Annotated in this window: 14 protein-coding genes; 2 read left to right on the forward strand and 12 right to left on the reverse strand. The window is 73.1% G+C overall.

What is annotated here, in order from left to right; genetic code table 11:
• The first annotated feature begins 43 nt into the window (after positions 1 to 43).
• Positions 44 to 1,231 carry an agmatine/peptidylarginine deiminase gene (locus tag EDJALFJO_RS20845; RefSeq protein ID WP_369812562.1) on the forward strand — a complete coding sequence of 396 codons (1,188 nt, stop codon included), beginning with the start codon at positions 44 to 46 and terminating at the stop codon, positions 1,229 to 1,231.
• 695 nt (positions 1,232 to 1,926) lie between these two features.
• On the opposite strand, the gene EDJALFJO_RS20850 is transcribed toward EDJALFJO_RS20845, so the two are convergent.
• The 12 genes from EDJALFJO_RS20850 to EDJALFJO_RS20905 form a co-directional block, all read right to left on the reverse strand.
• Positions 1,927 to 3,894: a primary-amine oxidase gene (locus tag EDJALFJO_RS20850; protein ID WP_198950500.1), complete on the reverse strand. Its 1,968-nt coding sequence runs from the start codon at positions 3,892 to 3,894 to the stop codon at positions 1,927 to 1,929.
• Entirely contained in the window at positions 3,891 to 5,360 is a 1,470-nt protein-coding gene (locus EDJALFJO_RS20855; protein ID WP_088288232.1) for an APC family permease, read from the reverse strand. The genes EDJALFJO_RS20850 and EDJALFJO_RS20855 overlap by 4 nt, the downstream gene beginning before the upstream one ends.
• 106 nt (positions 5,361 to 5,466) lie before the next feature.
• On the reverse strand, positions 5,467 to 5,877 hold the full coding sequence (locus tag EDJALFJO_RS20860) for a carboxymuconolactone decarboxylase family protein (RefSeq protein ID WP_088288233.1): 411 nt from the start codon (positions 5,875 to 5,877) through the stop codon (positions 5,467 to 5,469).
• Positions 5,874 to 7,487 (reverse strand): bifunctional 3-(3-hydroxy-phenyl)propionate/3-hydroxycinnamic acid hydroxylase, encoded by a 1,614-nt coding sequence (locus tag EDJALFJO_RS20865; RefSeq protein WP_088288234.1) that lies wholly within the window; start codon positions 7,485 to 7,487, stop codon positions 5,874 to 5,876. The genes EDJALFJO_RS20860 and EDJALFJO_RS20865 overlap by 4 nt, the downstream gene beginning before the upstream one ends.
• Positions 7,484 to 8,353 (reverse strand): alpha/beta fold hydrolase, encoded by an 870-nt coding sequence (locus EDJALFJO_RS20870; protein WP_198950501.1) that lies wholly within the window; start codon positions 8,351 to 8,353, stop codon positions 7,484 to 7,486. Before EDJALFJO_RS20870 ends, EDJALFJO_RS20865 begins: the two co-directional genes overlap by 4 nt.
• Positions 8,354 to 8,355: 2 nt before the next feature.
• Positions 8,356 to 8,958 (reverse strand): amino acid synthesis family protein, encoded by a 603-nt coding sequence (locus tag EDJALFJO_RS20875; protein WP_088288235.1) that lies wholly within the window; start codon positions 8,956 to 8,958, stop codon positions 8,356 to 8,358.
• Positions 8,959 to 8,986: 28 nt separating this feature from the next.
• Positions 8,987 to 9,487 (reverse strand): VOC family protein, encoded by a 501-nt coding sequence (locus EDJALFJO_RS20880; protein WP_088288236.1) that lies wholly within the window; start codon positions 9,485 to 9,487, stop codon positions 8,987 to 8,989.
• A 43-nt stretch (positions 9,488 to 9,530) separates the two neighbouring features.
• A complete protein-coding gene (locus EDJALFJO_RS20885) occupies positions 9,531 to 10,556 on the reverse strand; it encodes a glycosyl hydrolase (RefSeq protein ID WP_088288237.1) in 1,026 nt (341 codons plus the stop codon).
• 18 nt (positions 10,557 to 10,574) lie between these two features.
• Positions 10,575 to 11,381, reverse strand: coding sequence for an SDR family NAD(P)-dependent oxidoreductase (locus tag EDJALFJO_RS20890; RefSeq protein WP_198950502.1), 807 nt, complete (start codon positions 11,379 to 11,381; stop codon positions 10,575 to 10,577).
• The gene (locus tag EDJALFJO_RS20895; RefSeq protein ID WP_088288239.1) at positions 11,378 to 12,895 is read right to left on the reverse strand and encodes an aldehyde dehydrogenase; all 1,518 of its coding nucleotides are present in this window, start codon (positions 12,893 to 12,895) and stop codon (positions 11,378 to 11,380) included. The genes EDJALFJO_RS20890 and EDJALFJO_RS20895 overlap by 4 nt, the downstream gene beginning before the upstream one ends.
• On the reverse strand, positions 12,892 to 14,469 hold the full coding sequence (locus EDJALFJO_RS20900; protein ID WP_088288240.1) for an acetolactate synthase large subunit: 1,578 nt from the start codon (positions 14,467 to 14,469) through the stop codon (positions 12,892 to 12,894). Before EDJALFJO_RS20900 ends, EDJALFJO_RS20895 begins: the two co-directional genes overlap by 4 nt.
• A gap of 270 nt (positions 14,470 to 14,739) precedes the next feature.
• Positions 14,740 to 15,447 carry an IclR family transcriptional regulator gene (locus EDJALFJO_RS20905; protein WP_088288241.1) on the reverse strand — a complete coding sequence of 236 codons (708 nt, stop codon included), beginning with the start codon at positions 15,445 to 15,447 and terminating at the stop codon, positions 14,740 to 14,742.
• 160 nt (positions 15,448 to 15,607) lie between these two features.
• Here EDJALFJO_RS20905 and EDJALFJO_RS20910 point away from each other — a divergent pair, with 160 nt between their 5' ends.
• Positions 15,608 to 17,086 (forward strand): aldehyde dehydrogenase family protein, encoded by a 1,479-nt coding sequence (locus EDJALFJO_RS20910; protein WP_088288242.1) that lies wholly within the window; start codon positions 15,608 to 15,610, stop codon positions 17,084 to 17,086.
• Positions 17,087 to 17,111: the final 25 nt, after the last annotated feature.

Here is a 17,111-nt window from a genome sequence, read left to right on the forward strand (position 1 = left end):
ACACCCGCAGGCCCCGTGACCTGCCCGACGGATCGAGCCCCTCATGCCCGGACCCGGGAGCGACCTCCCCCTCACCAGGCGGTCGCTCATCGGTGCCCTCCTCACTGCACCCGCGCTGGGGAGCCTCAGCGCCTGCGCGACCCCCTCGAGTTCCCCCGGGGGCAACGACGGCGACGCTGAGGGTGAGGGACACAGCAGCCTGAGCCGTCCTGAGGCACCGACCCCGGCCGACCGCCCCCGGATGCCCGACGAGGGCAGCGCGCACTCCCGCACCTGGATGGCCTTCGGAGCCAGCGCGGAGATCTGGGGCGCGGACCTGCTGGAGCAGGTCCGATCCGACCTGGCCGCCGTAGCCCGAGCGATCGCGCGGCACGAGCCGGTCACCGCGCTCGTGCGCCCGCACGAACGGGACCTGGCCCATGACTACCTCGGCAGCAAGGTCACGCTGCTCGACGCCCCGCTCGACGACCTGTGGATCAGGGACAGCGGACCCACGTTCGTCACCGGTCGCACCGGCGTCGCAGCCGTCGACTTCAACTTCAACGGCTGGGGGGACAAGCAGGCCCACACCGCCGACGCCGCGGTCGCCGCTCGGGTCGCGTCGGCCGCCGGGTGCCCACGGCACCGCAGCGAACTGGTCCTCGAAGGCGGCGCCCTCGAGGTCGACGGGCACGGCACCGCGATCATCACCGAGAGCTGCGTCCTCAACGACAACCGCAACCCCGGTTGGTCCCGGACGGACGTCGAGGCCGAGCTCGCCGACACGCTCGGAATCGATCACGTCATCTGGCTGCCCGGCATCGCCGGGCAGGACATCACCGACGGCCACACCGACTTCTACGCGCGCTTCGTCCGGCCAGGCGTCGTCGTCGCAGCCCGCGACGACGACCCGGCCTCCTTCGACCACGACGTCACCCGGCGGCACCTCCGGATCCTCACCGACGCCCGCGACCGTGCAGGACGGCGACTGCAGGTCGCGGAGCTCCCGGCACCGCGGGACCTGCGCCCCGAGATCCTCACCGACGACTTCGCAGCGGGATACGTGAACTTCTACGTGTGCAACGGTGCCGTCATCGCCCCGAGGTTCGGCGACGCTCGCGCCGACGCCGCGGCCGCGGCCACTCTCCAGAGGCTCTACCCGGACCGGCAGGTCGCCCAGGTCAGGATCGACGGCATCGCCGCCGGCGGCGGCGGGATCCACTGCTCAACACAACAGCAGCCGCACGCCTGACCCGCCGGCCCGACGATCGGGTCTGAACCCTCTCCCGCTGCTCACTGCCTTCCGCCGACGAGCCTGCGCAAGCTCCGGCCTCTCGAAGGGCGCGGTCTGGCTCCCACCGGGATCGGCCATGCGGGACGGCACGCCACCACAGGAGGTAGTGCCGGCGCGCAGTCCGAATGTCCCCGACCGCCCCCGGCCGACGGCGGCCGTTCTCGCCCAGTGCACGCCCAGAACACGCCCGAGCAGCGACCTCAGGTCGCATCACCGCAGTTCAGACCCCGTTTCGTGTAGTAGTGATCGTCTTCGGAAAATCGGAAGGTCGGCGGTTCGACCCCGCCCCTGGCCACCGAAAAGGGCCTCTGAACTGGGGAAACGCAACCTATTCCTCCAGTTCAAAGGCCCTTCGTCGTTTTGCGGTGTCCACGTCGCCCGATGACAACCGTGGTCAGCCGAACACCCGAGAGCCTCCGAACGCCCAAGATTTTGCCCATTGTCTGCCCAAGTAGGCGGCCGCCGCGCCCACGGCCGGAGTCGGCGGCAAGCCTCTGATCAGCAGCGATGCACCTGATCGTTCGGACCCGCCCGAAAGTGATCGTCCGACCATGTATCGGACGATCGTGCGCCTCACCCACAACAGACGGGAGGCGATCCGGCGCCGTCGTCGCGGGGTTCCCCAGGGGGCGGAGAGCTCGTGCCGCCGGAGGTCAGTGGCAGGCAGCCCCGCCCTTCGGCGCCGGCGGCGGCACGTCCAGCGACGGGTTCCTGTCGAAGAAGCCCACGGGCTTGAGGTGGAAGCCCACGTAGTCGCAGGGCATGATCGGCCAGTCCTCGGGCCGTGGCAGGTGGGACGTCCCGAAGGTGTGCCACAGGACGACGTCGGTGTCGAGGAGGTCGCGCTCCGCCTCGACCCAGCGCCCGATGCCGTCACCGGGGTGCTGGTTCGGGTAGTCACCCGCGGCGTGCAACTCCTCCGGGTGGTACCGCGTGACCCAGACCGGGTGCCGGGCGAACTCCGCACGCTTGGCGAGGTCGCTGTCGGGGTGGGCGAGCAGCGTCGGGCCGACGAAGGGCACGAGCTTGTAGCCGACGGGCTGCCCGAGCCGGTTGAGGACGCCGGGGTTCACGACCTTCCACGTCCTCGCGGTCGCGGCGTTGAGCTCCCGCCGCGACTCCCGCTCGTTGGTGATCGCGACGGGACGGGCGACGATCGCGTTGCCGTACTCGTTGCCCGGGCCGATCGGCAGGCCGACGGCGTCCACCTCGTAGACCGTGTTGTGCGGTCCGTCGACCTCCAGGTCCAGCCGCATGTTGAACATGTGCTGGTGGTTGGGCGCGTCGAGCTGCGGCGCGACCAGGGTGCCGAAGAGCGGTGTCTCGCCGGGCGCGACCGCCCGGGTCTGCACGATGCCCGTCAGCTTCGCCTCGAACTGGATCGTGCCGTCCTGGTAGAAGTACCAGAAGAAGCCGTACTCGTAGTTGCCGATGGTGTGGATCGCGGACACGACGAGCCGCCGCGAGCGCCGCACCTCCGCCGCCTCCTGGTAGCGGAAGTTCCAGTGCTTCCAGAGGATCCCGTAGTCCTCCTCGTGCAGGCAGATCGCGTTCCGGATCGTCTGCGGCGTCCCCGACTCGTCAGCCAGGACCGCGTCGAAGTACCGGATCTCGCCCAGGCAGTCGCAGCCCAGGGAGAGCGACCCCACGGTCTTGCCGAGGTTGTACTCGCCGGCGTCGAAGACGTTGCGGAAGAAGAAGTCCATGCTCGTGTCGCCGTACGGGACCACCATCTCGCTGATCGCCGCCCGGTGCAGGATCGACCGCCTGCGCCCCTGGTCGTGGTAGGAGACGTCGCTGAGCACGAGCCCCTCCACGGCGTCGACGTGCACGTGCATCCGCCAGCGCTGCCACTCGATGACGTTGCCGGTGACATGGAAGGACGGACCCTCGGGCTGGGTGATCTCCAGCGGGCGCACGTCGTCCCGCAGCGGCCCGACGCTCGCCAGGTCGTAGTTGCCGCTCTCGGGCGGCAGCGGGATCGGGTCACCCTCCTCGAGGGCGACCACTTCCTTCGCGTCGCAGTCGATGACGAATACGAGGTTGCCGACCGGACGGGCGTACCCGTTGTCCTCCGCGAACTCACGGACGTACGCGCTCGCCCGGATGACGCGCCGGCCCGCCGGGACGCCGTCCACCGGCAGCGTCCCGGTGGACCAGGGGTCGACCTGCAGCAGGTCGAGATCGGTCACGCCGCGCCGCACCAGCGCCTCGACGGACGCCGCGTCGGACCGGACGATGTTCTCCAGGTCCATGATCTCTTCGATCATGATCGGGGGCTGCACGCCGGGAACGTGCGCCCAGCGCACGACCTCGCCCGTCGCCAGGTCGACCTCGGACTCGTACGTGGCGCCCCGCGCCCGGTCGTACACCACGACGAACGCGGCTCGGGGCGTCGGCGAGACGCGGTCCCACGAGCGGACGACCTGCTTGTCCGGGTAGGACAGCCGCACGATCGGGAACCGGGGGGCGGCGACCTCGGGGTGCGACGAGCGGATCGCCGCCACGGCCGCGACGATCTCGTCCGGGCTCAGCGGGTCGTACGGGTGGTGGACGTCGACCACGGGTGCGCTCTCCTGCTTCGTCGGGGGCTCGGCGGACCGCACGGTGTCCGGCGTCACGACGCCTCACCACCGACACGCGCACCGAGCGTGGCAGCGGGGACCTCGTCGGCCTCTGACCTGCGGTCGACCACGACAGACCATCCAACCCCGACCAGGATCCAGACGGCCAGCGCCCAGGGCACGGTGTCGAGGGGGCTCGGCGCCTTGTAGACGGCGCCGAAGACGGCACCCGCGGTCACGAGCGAGCCGGCCGTCGCCGCCACGACGAGCTTCGCGGTGGGGACGTGACCCCACAGGCCCCGCGCACCGGCCAGGGAGACCGCCAGGTACATCAGGGCGAGCCCTGTCCCGGCGAAGCCCGCCATCCAGGAGAACATCGGCGCCCACTGCGGCTGCTGGACCGCCGGGTCGGCAGTGGCGCGCGAGAAGACGCCGTCGGTGGCCACGACGAGCACGACCGCGAAGACCGCGACGACGGCCATGACGGCGGCCGCGACCACGGGGGTGCCGAACCGCGGGTGCACGGAGGCCAGCGGCCGGGGCAGGCGGCCGGACCGGGCCATCGCGAACATGCCACGGGAGCCGGCCACCCCGACACCGATCGCGACCGCGACGACGTCCAGGATGATGATGACGGCCACCAGGTTGCCGAAGGCCGTGGAGCCGAACTCGCTGCCCGACGCGAGCGCCTGGAGCGGGAAGACGCTGGCCTTCCACGCCTCGGCGTCCAGCCCGAAGCCGACGGCCTGCGCGTACGCGGTGACCAGGTAGTACAGGCCGACGATCGTCAGCGACCACAGGACGGCGCGCGGGATGTGCCGCTTCGGGTCGTCGGTCTCCTCGGCGAGGTTCGCCGCCGACTCGTACCCGATGAACATGTTGATCCCGTACAGCACGCCGTACAGCAGGTCGGCGCCGCTGACCGCGAACGGGTTGAAGGGCTGGGCGGACAGGCTGTCGCCGCCGGCGCCGCCCTTGGCGATGACGTACAGCGAGAACAGCAGGACGACGACGGCGGACACCAGCACGAGCGCCAGCTGGGCGCGCACGGACACGTGGACGCCGACCATCACGAAGGTCGCCACCACCGCGACGTACAGCAGGGACAGCAGCCACCAGCGCACCCCGATGCCGAACGCCGCCAGGAGGAAGTCCTCGGTGAGCCCGCCCAGCACCAGGATCGTCGCCGAGGACAGGACCAGCATCGCGCCGTAGTAGAGCCAGCCTGCGACGACGCCGACGCGCCGGCCGAAGGTGTCGCTGACGTACTCGTACAACGAACCGCAGAGGTGGATCCGCCGGGCGTACTGGGCGATCACCCAGCCGGCGCCGAACATGCCGAGGCCGGCGACCGCGAGGGCCACCGGGGTGGCGATGCCGGCGCCGCGGCCCGTGGCGGACAGCCCGACGATGAGCGGCAGCAGGGTGGCTACCGAGAACACGGGACCCATGAAGCCGACGGACTGGGCGAGGACGCCGGACAGCGAGACGTTCCGGCGGGTGGCACCTGGCGCTGTGGTCATGCTCTGCTCCGATGTCTGTACCGGACGCTATGTCCGATAATCGAACGGGATGGGGTACAGCGAGGCCGTCGGTCGCCGGGACGACCGACGTGGTGGGGCAGGGAGGTCAGCTGGTGCGTGGCTCCAGCCGGGGGGCGTCGACCACCTCGCGCCAGGCGTCGAAGCCGTGCTGGAACGCAACGACCCCGGCCTCCGGCAGGGCGATCTCGATGGCCTCGAGGATCTCGGCCGGGCTGACGCCGAGGTCGAGCGCGACCCGGATGTGGCTCTGGATGTGCGCCTTGTCCGACCGCATCACGGTCAGGCTGAGGATGAAGAGCAGCTCCTTGGTCCGCCGGTCCAGCAGCCGCTGCGACAGGTAGGCGGCCTGGACCAGCGCGTCGGCGGCCTGCAGGACCGGGAAGTCGTTGGCCGCCATCACCTTGTGGTACTCCAGGACGTAGCCGCGACGAGCGGCCATGTCGTCGAGGTACTGCTTGGCGGCGCCGTCGGGATCGTGCGGCGGGGAGGCGTTCATCCGGCGTCCTTCGGTCGGTAGCGGTCGGCGAGCACGGCGAGGGGGAGGTCGGGGCCGTCGCGTCCGCAGGCCGCCACGTAGCGGTCCGGGCGCACCAGCACCACACCGGCACCCCGAGCGTGGAACCAGGGGCGCAACTGGTTGTCGACGTCCTCGACGACCAGCGTGGACGGCCGCACGCACGGTTCGCCGGCACGGCCCGACCGCGAGGCGACCACCTTGACGACGTCGGGCCGGAACCGGTCCACCGCCGCCAGCGCCTCGCCGTCCAGCCCGGCGAGCGGGTCGCACCCGAACCCGACCAGGGCGAACCAGGTGCCCAGGACGTCGTCGAGCGGCACCGGGCAGCCTGGCCGGACCTCCACGGCGGGCTGCGGCATCATCCGCCCGGCGGTCGGGACGCGCGCGTCCTCGACGGCGACCGCGAACCCCGCGCGGTAGTCGGGGACCGGCTTGAACCGCATCTCGACCACCCAGCGCTTCAGCGGCGGCACGAGCCCGACGACCCCGAACGCGGCGTCACGCACCCGCGCGACCACCGGGCGGGTCTGGCCGAGCAGGCGCCCGAGGTTCGTGGAGAGGTCGGTCATCGCCCCGGCGTGCGGGCGGCGTTCCGCCTCGTACGTCGCCAACAGGTCGGGCGAGGCCTCGCCCCGGACGATCGCCGCGAGCTTCCAGCACAGGTTCCCGACGTCCCGCAGGCCGGTGTTCATGCCCTGCCCCGCCCACGGCGGCATCAGGTGCGCGGCGTCGCCAGCGAGCGCCACCCGGCCGACGACGAAGCGGTCGGCGAGCCGGGAGTGGTGGGTGTACACGCGGGCCCGGATCGGCCGCACGGCCTCGGCGTCCGGGACGAAAGGGCGCAGCAGCGCGCGCACCTGGTCGGGGGCGAGCATCTCGTCGCCGTCCTCGCCCGGGAAGAGCATGAACTCCCAGCGGCGGTGGCCGTCGGGCAGCCGGGCCGAGACGTACGGACGGCGCGGGTCGCCGTGGAGACCGGTCCAGGGGGCGTCCAACGGGTCCTCGGCGCAGTCGATGACCACCCAGCGCCGGCTGTGCGTCTCGCCTTCGAGCCGGACGCCGAGCAGGTCCCGTACGGTGCTGCGACCGCCGTCCGCCGCTATCACGTAGTCGGCGAGGATCTCGTGACGCCACCCGCCGGCGTCGGTGACGTCCAGCCGGACGCCGGCGCCGTCCTGCCGCAGGCCGGTCAGCTCGTGGCCGAGCAGCAGGTCGACGGACGAGAACCGTTCCAGCCCGTGGCGCAGGGTGCGTTCGGCCGAGGGCTGCATGAAGATGTTGCGCTTGTACCAACCGAACTCGCGCGACGACGGCCGGACGTCGGCCAGGCACTGCCCGGCGGCGCCGAAGAGCCGCAGCGGCACGTTCTGGATCGTCTGCCGCATGATCTCGTCCTGCAGGCCGACGGCCTGGAACACCCGCAGGCTCTCGTCGTCGACGCCCGCCGCGCGCGGGTAGTCCACGACGTCGCACTCACGGTCGACGACGATCGTGCGGATCCCGTAGACGCCCAGCAGGTTCGCGGCCGTGACGCCCACCGGGCCGGCACCGACGACGGCGACCGACACCCGCGTCGCGGGCGCCGTCACGGGGTGACCTCCGCGAGGAAGGCCACGACCCGGGCGACGAACTCGTCCGGCCGGTCGTCGTGCACGTAGTGGCCGGCGCCGGGGACCTCGGCCCACCGCAGGCGGGGCTGCCGCTGCGCCATCCGCTCGCAGGTCCGCACCGGCAGGAAGTCGGACCGCCCGCCGCGCAGCACCAGCGTCGGGCACCGCAGCTCGTCGACGCACCGCCACAGGTCGACCGGACCGTCCGGGTCCGCGGCCAGCCGCGCGGCGGCGATCCCCGCCATGTCGAGCGTCCAGTGCCAGCGCCCGTCGTCGCCGCGGCGCACGGTGTTGGCCACCCGGGACGCGAGCGCCTCGTCGGTGACGTCCGGCCGGATCCGCCGCCAGTAGGCGCGCACCTCGTCCTCGGTGTCGAACGCGGCCGGGGTCGCACCCACCTCCCGCCGGATCCGCTCCGCGCCGGCGGTGTCGTCCGACGACCCCGGACCGATGTCCTCGACCACGAGCGCGGTGACGAGATCGGGACGGCGTGCCGCGAGCACGTAGCCGACGGCACCGCCCATCGAGTGCCCGACGACGGCGAACCGGGACAGGCCCCGGGCATCGGCGAGCAGCTCGACGTCCCGGACGTAGCGCCGTGTGAAGTACTCGCGCCGGGGGTCCCAGGCGCTCTCCCCCCGCCCGCGGAAGTCGTGGGCCAGCACGTGGTGGTCCGGGGCGAGGGCGGCGGCGACGCCGTCCCAGGTGCGGGCGTACGACCGCAGCCCGTGCAGGAGGAGCACGGCGGGGGCGCCCGGCTCCCCCCACTCGAGGACACGGTGCGCGAGCCCGTCGAGCGTCAGGGTGCGGCTGCGCGGCGCCACCGTGTCGTGCGCGTGGTCCACGGCTACCGCAGCCCGTCCCGGCCCACGACGTCCTGGGCGGACAGCCCGCCCAGCCGCGCGTGCAGCCGGCCCCGGGAGGCGAACGCGAAGGCGAGCACGACCTCGTCCGGCCGCGGTGCGCCGCCGAACGAGACGGTGACGGTGTCGTAATTGGCCCGGACGTAGAGCGCGTCCTTGTGCGCGAGCGGGATGTCCAGCGTCGCGCCGGCGCACCCGACCTTGCCCGTCGAGGGCACCCATGCCTTCCCGCCGCCGACGGCCTCCCGGACGGGGTCGGCGAACACCTGCGTCAGGAAGGCGTTGCCGTGTTCGTACTCGCCGGCGACGCCGACCAGGCACGCTTTGCCGTAGCTCTGGATGCCGGCCCCGCCCATGGCGGCCACGGCGCGGGCGCCGAACTCGTGGCCCAGCACGTCGGACCCGTCCACGACGGCGGCGAGGTCCTCGCCGAACGTCCCGGCGAACGGGTTGCGCACGGCGGCCGCGACGACGACCCGGCGCAACGGCGGGCCGTCGGCGGGCATCCCGGCCTCGGTCGCCAGCACCTCTTCCACGTGCGTGAACCACGCGCGGACGTGGTACCGGCCGACGTTCGCGTCGAACATGGTGGACACTCCTCGCGATGCGGCGGGGTCAGGAGTACAGCGGGTCGAGGTCGATCGTCCGGCTCGGTGCCTGGTGCTCACCCAGCAGGCGCGTCGCCTCCTCGTCGTCGACGACCGTCTCGGCGAAGAACTCGAACCGGTTGCCGTCCGGGTCCTCGAAGTACACGCCGAGCCCGATGGCGTGGTCGGTGGTCTTGACCACGGTGACGCCCTTGGTGAGCAACATGCCGTACAGCCGGCGCAGGGCGTCGACCCCGCCCTCGATCTCGAGGCCGTAGTGCTGCAGGCCGAGCCCGCCCTGCTCGGCGCCGTCCTCGGCGCGGATCAGGGCGAGGTCGTGGTGCTTGCGGCCGAAGGACAGGAAGACCCACTGCGGGCCGCGGGCGGTCACCTTCATCCCGAGCACGTCCTCGAACCACGCCGCGGAGGCCTCCGGGTCGCGGACCAGCAGGGAGATGTGGGTCCGGGCGATCACCGGTGCGGCACCCGGTGCGCCGCGTGTGCCGGTGGAGCCGTCGGTTTCGGGCATGGTCACTCCTCGGATCGGGGAACGTCGGCTGTCTCGGCCGGGGTCAGTGCCCGGCCGGCGGCGGGGCGCAGGCCGCGGGGGTCCACGCCACGTCGGTGATCTCCGGGAACGAGCGCCACTCCTTGGTGAAGCTGCGGCCGCCGTCGACGGAGCGGAACAGGTCGCCGTACTTGGTGCCGGCGAGCACGAGCCCGGGGTCCGCCGGGTGCGTGCCGATCGCCCACACCGTCGACGTGGCCGGCATGTCGAACGTGGACTCCTGCCACGTCCGGGCCAGGTCGTCGGACCGGAAGATGCGGGTCGTGGTGCCGGGCGTCGCGTCGCCGATGCCGAGGAGCAGGGCGTTGCTGCCCGGGATGCGGGCCACCAGCCGCGTGTAGTAGATGCCCCACGTCGCCCGGGTGTCGGTGCGGGTCCACGTGGCGCCGTCGTCCTGGCTGACGTAGAAGCCGTTGACGACGACGCAGACCAGGGTCTTGGGCGGGCCGTCGAGGATCACGACGCAGTGGACGTCGGAGACGTGCACCCCTGACGGCAGGTCTTGCCGGGTGCCGTCGACGCGGGTCCAGCTGTCACCCCGGTCGCCGGTGCGCCACAGGCCGCCCTCCTCGACGCCGAACCAGGCCTGCCCGGGGACGAGCGGGTCGTGGCAGATCGTCAGGATCCGCGGCTTGCTGACGCCGGCGCAGTGCTCCGGCAGCTCGGGCGGCAGGCGGTGCCAGGTGCTGCCGCCGTCGTCGGTGCGGTACATCCGGGCCCGGGACGGCGCTCCTGTCCCGACGAGCAGGGAGTCCGGGTCCAGCGGGTCCACGGACAGGGACCAGACCTGCTGGTCGTCGAAGGGGGAGCCGATCCGCCGCCAGGTGGTGCCGGCGTCGTCGCTGCGGGCCAGCCCGGCGTCGGCCCCCGCGTACACGACCTCCGGTGTCGTCGGGTGCACCGCGAGGCAGCGGACGACCGCGTCGAACTCGAGGTCCTGACCCAACGGGATCCGGTGCCAGGTGGCGCCGTCGTCGTTGCTGCGCAGCACGCCCTGACCGGCGGTGCTGACGAGGAGGGTGCCCTGCATGTCGTCGTCTCCCGATGCCTAGAGGAAGATGCCGCGGCTCAGGCCGCCGTCGATGCCGATGGACTCGCCGGTGATGCCGCCCGAGCGCGGCCCGGCCAGGAAGCAGACCGCCTCGGCGACCTCGTCCTCGGTGAGCACCCTGCGGATCGGCGTGCGGGCGATGAAGTTCTGCTCGACCTGCTCGGGCGTGATGCCCTCGGCCGCCGCGTTCTTGGCGTAGAGCTCGTGGATGTGCTCGGACTCGACGACGCCGGGGTGCAGCGTGTTGACGGTGATGCCGTCAGGCCCGAGCTGGTCGGACAGCGCCTTCGTCAGGTGCACGACGGCAACGTTCCTCATCCCGGACAGCGCGTGGCTCGACCGCCCCGTCAGGCCTCCGATGTTGACGACGCGGCCGTAACCGTGCCGTCGCATGGCCGGTGCGAGTGCCTTGATGCAGCGGAAGTAGCCGACGACCTTGGTGTCCAGGTCCGCGAGGAGGGCGTCGGGGTCGGCGGTCGCGATGTCGTTGCGCACCAGGCCCGCCGGCGCCGCGGCACCGTTCACCAGGACCGCCACCCGGCCCAGCGCGTCGGCCGCCTGCGCGAGGGCGAGGACGGACGCGTCGTCCGTGGTGTCCGCCACGACGGGGACGACACGGCCCGGCACGTCGGCCTGCAGCTCGGCGGCGGTCCGTTCCAGGACCGCGGCCCGCCGTGCTGCGATCACGACGTCCGCGCCGCGCAGCGCCAGGGCGCGCGCCACCGCGCGGCCGATGCCCTGCCCGCCGCCGGTGACGACGGCCACCTGGCCCTTCAGCTCCGAGGCGTCCACGACTGCGCTCATGACAGGTTCACCCACACGCTCTTGGTCTCGGTGTACTGCTCCAGGACGGCGCGGCCCATCTCGCGCCCCCAGCCGGACTGCTTGTAGCCGCCGAACGGCGATGCGGGGTCGGTGAGGTTGTAGCAGTTGACCCACACCGTGCCCGCCTTGATCGCGGCGGCGACCCGGTGCGCCCGGGTCAGGTCGTTCGTCCAGATCCCGGCGGAGAGGCCGTAGGGCGTGTCGTTGGCCTTGACCACCAGGTCGTCGAGGTCGTCCCACGGCATGGCCACCAGGACGGGCCCGAAGATCTCCTCCTGCACCACGCGCATCGCGTGCGTCGTCCGGGTGAGCACCGTCGGCTCCAGGAAGTACCCGCCCGCGAGGGCACCGTCGAGACCGGACGGGCGACCACCGCCGGTCGCCAGGGTCGCGCCCTGCTCGAGGCCGCTGCTGATGTAGTCGCTCACCGTGCCGAGCTGACGCCGGGACACCAGCGGGCCCATCTGGGTCCGTGGGTCGAGCCCGGGCCCGACGACGATCCGGCGCGCCTGCTCGACCACCGCGGACATCACCGCGTCGTAGAGGTCGCTGTGCACGTAGAGTCGCGAGCCGGCCGTACAGGTCTGCCCCTGGTTGAAGAAGATGGCGTCGCACGCGGCCTCGGCGACGACGACCGGATCCGCGTCGGGCAGCACGACGTGCGGGGACTTTCCGCCGAGCTCCAGCGAGACCTTCTTCATGTTGCCGAGCGCCGCGGTCGTCACCGACCGGCCGACCTGCGTCGACCCCGTGAAGGCCACCTTGTCGACACCGGGGTGGGCCGCGATCGCTCCCCCGACCTCTGCGCCGTCCCCGGTGACGACGTTGACGACGCCGGGCGGGAAGCCGGCCTCCGCGACCAGCTCGGCCAGCCGCAGCGTCGACAGCGAGGTCTCCAGCGCGGGCTTGAGGACGACGGTGTTGCCGGCGGCCAGCGCGGGAGCGAGCTTCCACGCGGCCATCGACACCGGGAAGTTCCAGGGCACGATGGCGCCGACCACGCCGACGGGTTCATGCACCGTGTAGTTGAGGATGCGCAGGCCACCGCGCGGGGAGACCGGGATGGTGGCGCCCTCGAGCTTGCTGGGCCAGCCCGCGAAGTACCGGAACAGCTTGGCGGTCGTTCCGGTGTCGACGGCCTTGGCCACTGCGACGGGTTTGCCGTTGTCCAGCGACTCGATCACCGCCAGCTCGTCGGCGTGGGCCTCGACGAGCTCGGCCAGCCGGTACAGCAGGTCTCCGCGCTGCAACGGGGAGAGGTCGCGCCAGCGCGGGTCCGCGAGTGCCCGGCGCGCCGCGTCCACGGCCAGGTCGACGTCGGCGGTCGACGCGACGGCCAGGCGCGCGAGAGGGAGGCCGGTGGCCGGGTCCACGCTGTCCGTCGTCCGGCCGGACAGGGCGGGACGCCAGGTGCCGTCGACGAACAGGCCGTGGTCACGGCCGAGGAACCGGCGCACCGTCGCGGGGACGGCGCCCGCCGGCCCCGCGCTCACAGGACCACCTCCACGAGGACCGGCCCGTCGGCCCGGACAGCGTCGTCGAACGCCGCCCGCAGCTGCCCGACGGTGCGCACGCTGGAGGCGGGGACGCCGAACGACGTCGCGAGCGCGACCCAGTCGACGGCCGGGTCGTCCAGGCTGGTGAGCGCCGCCGCCTGGGTCGCGGCCACGGACTGGCCATGGCGGCCCAGCTCGGCGCGCAGCACGCCGTACACCCGGTTCGCGCAGACGAGGACCACCACGCGCGCCCGCTCCCGCGCCATCGTCCACAACGCCTGTGCGGTGTAGAGGCCACTGCCGTCCGACTGGAGCGCCACGATCGTCCGGTCGGGCGCCGCGACCGCCGCGCCCAGCGCGCACGGAAGCCCCTGGCCGATCGCACCTCCGGTGTTCGTGAGCACGGTGTGCGGAGCGGCCGTGGCGCCGGCGGTGAAGAAGGGGTAGCCGAGCGTGCCGCCCTCGACCGAGACCACGGCCCCCTCGGGAAGCGCGCCGGCGACGACGTGCACCGCCGAGTGCGCGGTCAGGACCGTGTCGTCCGGGGGTGCCGCTGCAGGCCCGTCGACCACGGGCCCCGCGGCCCGGCGTCCGGGAACGGGGGCCGGCGTCACCAGGTCCGCCAGCTCGAGGAGAGCTGTCCGCGCGTCCTCCAGCGGGCCCGCGAGGCAGAGCACCGACCCGGCGGGGGCGAGCTCGCTCGGCGTCCCGGCGTAGCCGAAGTACGCCACCGGCGGCCGGGCACCGACGACGACCACGGCCTCGGCACCGCCCAGCGCCTCGACGGCGCGCTCCGGGAAGTAGGGCAGCCGGTCGACGGCGGGCAGGCCCGCTCCGCGTTCGGTGCGGGCGGGGAAGGTCTCGCTGTAGACGGTCGCACCCAGGTGGGCCGCGATCCGGGCGGCCGCGTGCTGGCCGTCGGCGGACAGCGCGCCGGCCCCCAGCAGCAGGACGGCGCGGGACCCGGCCCGCCGCAACGCGTCCGCGACCTGCCGCACCCGGTCGCCGTCGACGGCGGGCAGCGGCCGGTCGGCGACGTCGCCGCCATGCGGCGGCTCCGCGAGCTCCGCCTGCTGGTGGTCCGCCGGCACGATCAGCGTGACGACGCGCCGTCCGGTGCGCGCCTCGTCGACGGCGTCGACGACGTCCTGCGCGACGCTCTGGCGGCTGCGGGTCGTCAGGACCTGGCCGACGGTGCGGGCCAGCGCGGCGATGTCCGACGTCAGCGGGGTGTCGAAGGCGCGGTGCCACGTCATGTGGTCGCCGACGACGTTCACCACCGGGCTGTGCGCGCGCATGGCGTTGTGCAGGTTCGCCAGGCCGTTCGCGAGGCCGGGGCCGAGGTGCAGCAACGTCGCGGCCGGCCGGCCGCTGACCCGGGCGTACCCGTCGGCCGCGCCGGTGCACACGTTCTCCTGGAGGCCGAGGACGGCCCGCAGCCCCGGGCGGCTGTCCAGGGCGGCGACCAGCGGCATCTCGGTGGTGCCCGGGTTGGCGAAGCACACGCTGACACCTCGCGCGACGGCAGCGTCGACCACCGCCTCCGCGCCACTTCGGACCGCCGTGACCATGAAGGCTCCAGTACGATTAACGGACAGACTGTTCGTTAATCAGGACGATAGACGGCGATCACGCGCAGCGGAAGCCCCCGGTCGGGAATCGTCGTCGACGCGCCCGCAGCGCCACCGGCCCGACGGCCGCGGACCCCGGCTCGGGGCGCACCTCTCGCGCGACCCGCCCCGACGCACGGCAGGACGCCGCACAGGGCAGCGAGGGCGCTCGCGTGGCCGATGGCGCACGGACAGCGCAAGGACGGCGCACGAGCGCCGCCGGGCGGTGCGTCAGGGAGTGAGCGCCGCGTCCCCGAAGACGCCCTTGAGGCGACGGACGGCCTCGTCGGCCGCCGCCGTGACCGCCTCGGGCAACGCATCGCCGTCCAGCTCGACCCCGAGCCGGACGACGCCGATGCTGGCCGTCGCCCAGTCCGACGTGCGGATCGGCGCCGCGACCCCGAGCGCCCCCGGCGTCAGCGCCCCCACGCTGAACGCATACCCCTGCCGCCGGGCGAGCGCGACGTCCGGCCCCTCGCCCGGCTGGGCGGGTCGCCCGGAGAGGATCGCGACGCCGTCGGCCCCGACAGCCAGCGGATGCCGGGCCCCTTCGCGGACCGCGAGGTGGAGCGTGCTCTGCGGCGGCTCCTCGGCGAGCAGGACGAGCGCCTGGTCGCCGTCCGCGACGCTGAGCAGGGCCGTGCTGCCCGTCTCCTCGCTCAGCCGGCGCAGGATCGGCAACGCCGTCGCCTGCAGTCGCGGCCGGAGTCGGCTGGCGAGCTCCGCGATCCCGATGCCCAGCACGTAGCGGGACCCGACCCGACCCACCAGCCGGTGCGCCTCGAGCGTCCGCAGCAGGCGGTAGACGACGGCCCGTGCGGTCGACAGCTCGGCCGCCAGTTCGGCCGCGGTCAGCCCGTCACTGCTGCCGGCGAGCAGCGACAGCACCGTCAGCCCGCGGTCCAGCGTCTGCGAGGTCTCGCCGGTGGTCGCGCTCATGACCGAATACTCCCCCGTCCCGACTGGCGGGGTCCAACACGGTCACGGAGCCGGACGTCGTCCCGGCGCGCGCCGCCGGTCCGCTCGCACCGATCCGTTGACCTTCCCCACGATCACTGCCTATCGTACGACTATCGCCCAGGAAGGACGGTTATCGTTCATGGCCGATCGAGTCGCCACACAGACTCTCGCCCGCGCCCTGCCCGCCCTGCCCTTCGTGGGCGGCGACTGGCAGGAGCGGGCGACCTCGCAGACCTTCGACGTGATCGACCCCGTCACCGAGGGGACGATCACGACCGTCACGGAGGCCGACGCCGCCACGGTGGACGCCGCGGTCACCGCCGCGCGCCGCGCGGTCGACGGCGACTGGGGACGCAGCGACGGCACCGAACGCGGGCGCGCCCTGAACCGCCTCGCCGACCTCGTCGAGGCCCGCGCCGACGACTTCGCCGACCTGGAGTCGCTGGACGTCGGCAAGCCGGGCTTCGAGCCGCGCGTCATCGACCTGCCCCAGACGGTGGCCACGTTCCGGCACTTCGCCGGCTGGGCGGACAAGCTCGAGGGCCGGTCGATCCCCACCGCGGGCTACATGGGCCGCCGGACGCTCAGCTACACGGTCCGCCGCCCGGTCGGCGTGGTCGCCGCGATCACGCCCTGGAACTCACCCACCATGATCAGCGCCTGGAAGCTGGCGCCGGCCCTGGCTGCGGGCTGTGCCGTGGTGCTCAAGCCGCCGGAGGACGCACCGCTGACCTCCCTGCTGCTGGCACAGCTTGCCGCCGAGGCAGGCCTGCCGGCCGGAACCCTGAACGTCGTGCCCGGGCGCGGCGCGACGACCGGCAACCTGGTCATCGACCATCCCGGCGTCGACAAGATCTCGTTCACCGGGAGCCCCGAGACGGGACGGATCGTTGCCGCGGCGGCGGCCCGGCGCTTCACGCCGACGACCCTCGAGCTCGGCGGCAAGAGCCCCCAGATCGTCTTCGCCGACGCCGACCTCGCGCAGGCCGCGCAGGGGGTCGCGGTCGGCATCTTCGCCAACCAGGGCGAGGTCTGCGCCGCCGGCAGCAGGATCCTCGTCGCCCGAGAGGTCTACGAGGAGTTCGTCGCACGCCTCGTCGAGCTGGCCGCCGGGGTCGTCCTGGGCGACCCGTTCGATGCCGGCACCACGATGGGCGCCCTGATCAACAGCAAGCAGCAACGACGTGTGCTGCAGTACATCGAGCTGGGCCGCAGCGAGGGCGCGCGCGTCGCCTGCGGCGGCGCCGCCCCCGACCGGCCGGGCTACTTCGTGCAGCCGACCTTCCTCGCCGATGCCACCAACTCCATGACCGTCGCGCGCGAGGAGATCTTCGGGCCGGTCGGGGCGGTCATCCCGTTCGACGACGAGGCGCAGGCCGTCGACCTGGCGAACGACAGTGCCTACGCACTCGCCGCGACCATCTGGACGACGGACCTGTCGCGGGCGCACGACGTTGCGGGCCGGGTCGAGGCAGGGTCCGTGGCCGTCAACGGCTGGTCGCCGCTCGACCCCCGGCTCCCGTGGGGCGGCTCGAAGCTCAGCGGCCAGGGCCGTGAGCTGGGCCGCGCCGGCCTCGACGCGAACACGCAGGAGAAGACCGTCACCGTCGTGCTCTGACACCGCGGGCACCCCCGTCCACCGC

The sequence above is a fragment of the Kineosporia sp. A_224 genome (assembly GCF_002198655.1).
In the GTDB taxonomy this organism is placed as follows: domain Bacteria; phylum Actinomycetota; class Actinomycetes; order Actinomycetales; family Kineosporiaceae; genus R-H-3.

Coding starts and splice junctions, on each gene's coding strand:
- EDJALFJO_RS20845 (WP_369812562.1), top strand. CDS start 44: ATGCCCGGACCCGGGAGCGACCTCCCCCTCACCAGGCGGTCGCTCATC.
- EDJALFJO_RS20855 (WP_088288232.1), bottom strand. CDS start 5,360: ATGACCACAGCGCCAGGTGCCACCCGCCGGAACGTCTCGCTGTCCGGC.
- EDJALFJO_RS20860 (WP_088288233.1), bottom strand. CDS start 5,877: ATGAACGCCTCCCCGCCGCACGATCCCGACGGCGCCGCCAAGCAGTAC.
- EDJALFJO_RS20875 (WP_088288235.1), bottom strand. CDS start 8,958: ATGTTCGACGCGAACGTCGGCCGGTACCACGTCCGCGCGTGGTTCACG.
- EDJALFJO_RS20880 (WP_088288236.1), bottom strand. CDS start 9,487: ATGCCCGAAACCGACGGCTCCACCGGCACACGCGGCGCACCGGGTGCC.
- EDJALFJO_RS20885 (WP_088288237.1), bottom strand. CDS start 10,556: ATGCAGGGCACCCTCCTCGTCAGCACCGCCGGTCAGGGCGTGCTGCGC.
- EDJALFJO_RS20890 (WP_198950502.1), bottom strand. CDS start 11,381: ATGAGCGCAGTCGTGGACGCCTCGGAGCTGAAGGGCCAGGTGGCCGTC.
- EDJALFJO_RS20900 (WP_088288240.1), bottom strand. CDS start 14,469: ATGGTCACGGCGGTCCGAAGTGGCGCGGAGGCGGTGGTCGACGCTGCC.
- EDJALFJO_RS20905 (WP_088288241.1), bottom strand. CDS start 15,447: ATGAGCGCGACCACCGGCGAGACCTCGCAGACGCTGGACCGCGGGCTG.
- EDJALFJO_RS20910 (WP_088288242.1), top strand. CDS start 15,608: ATGGCCGATCGAGTCGCCACACAGACTCTCGCCCGCGCCCTGCCCGCC.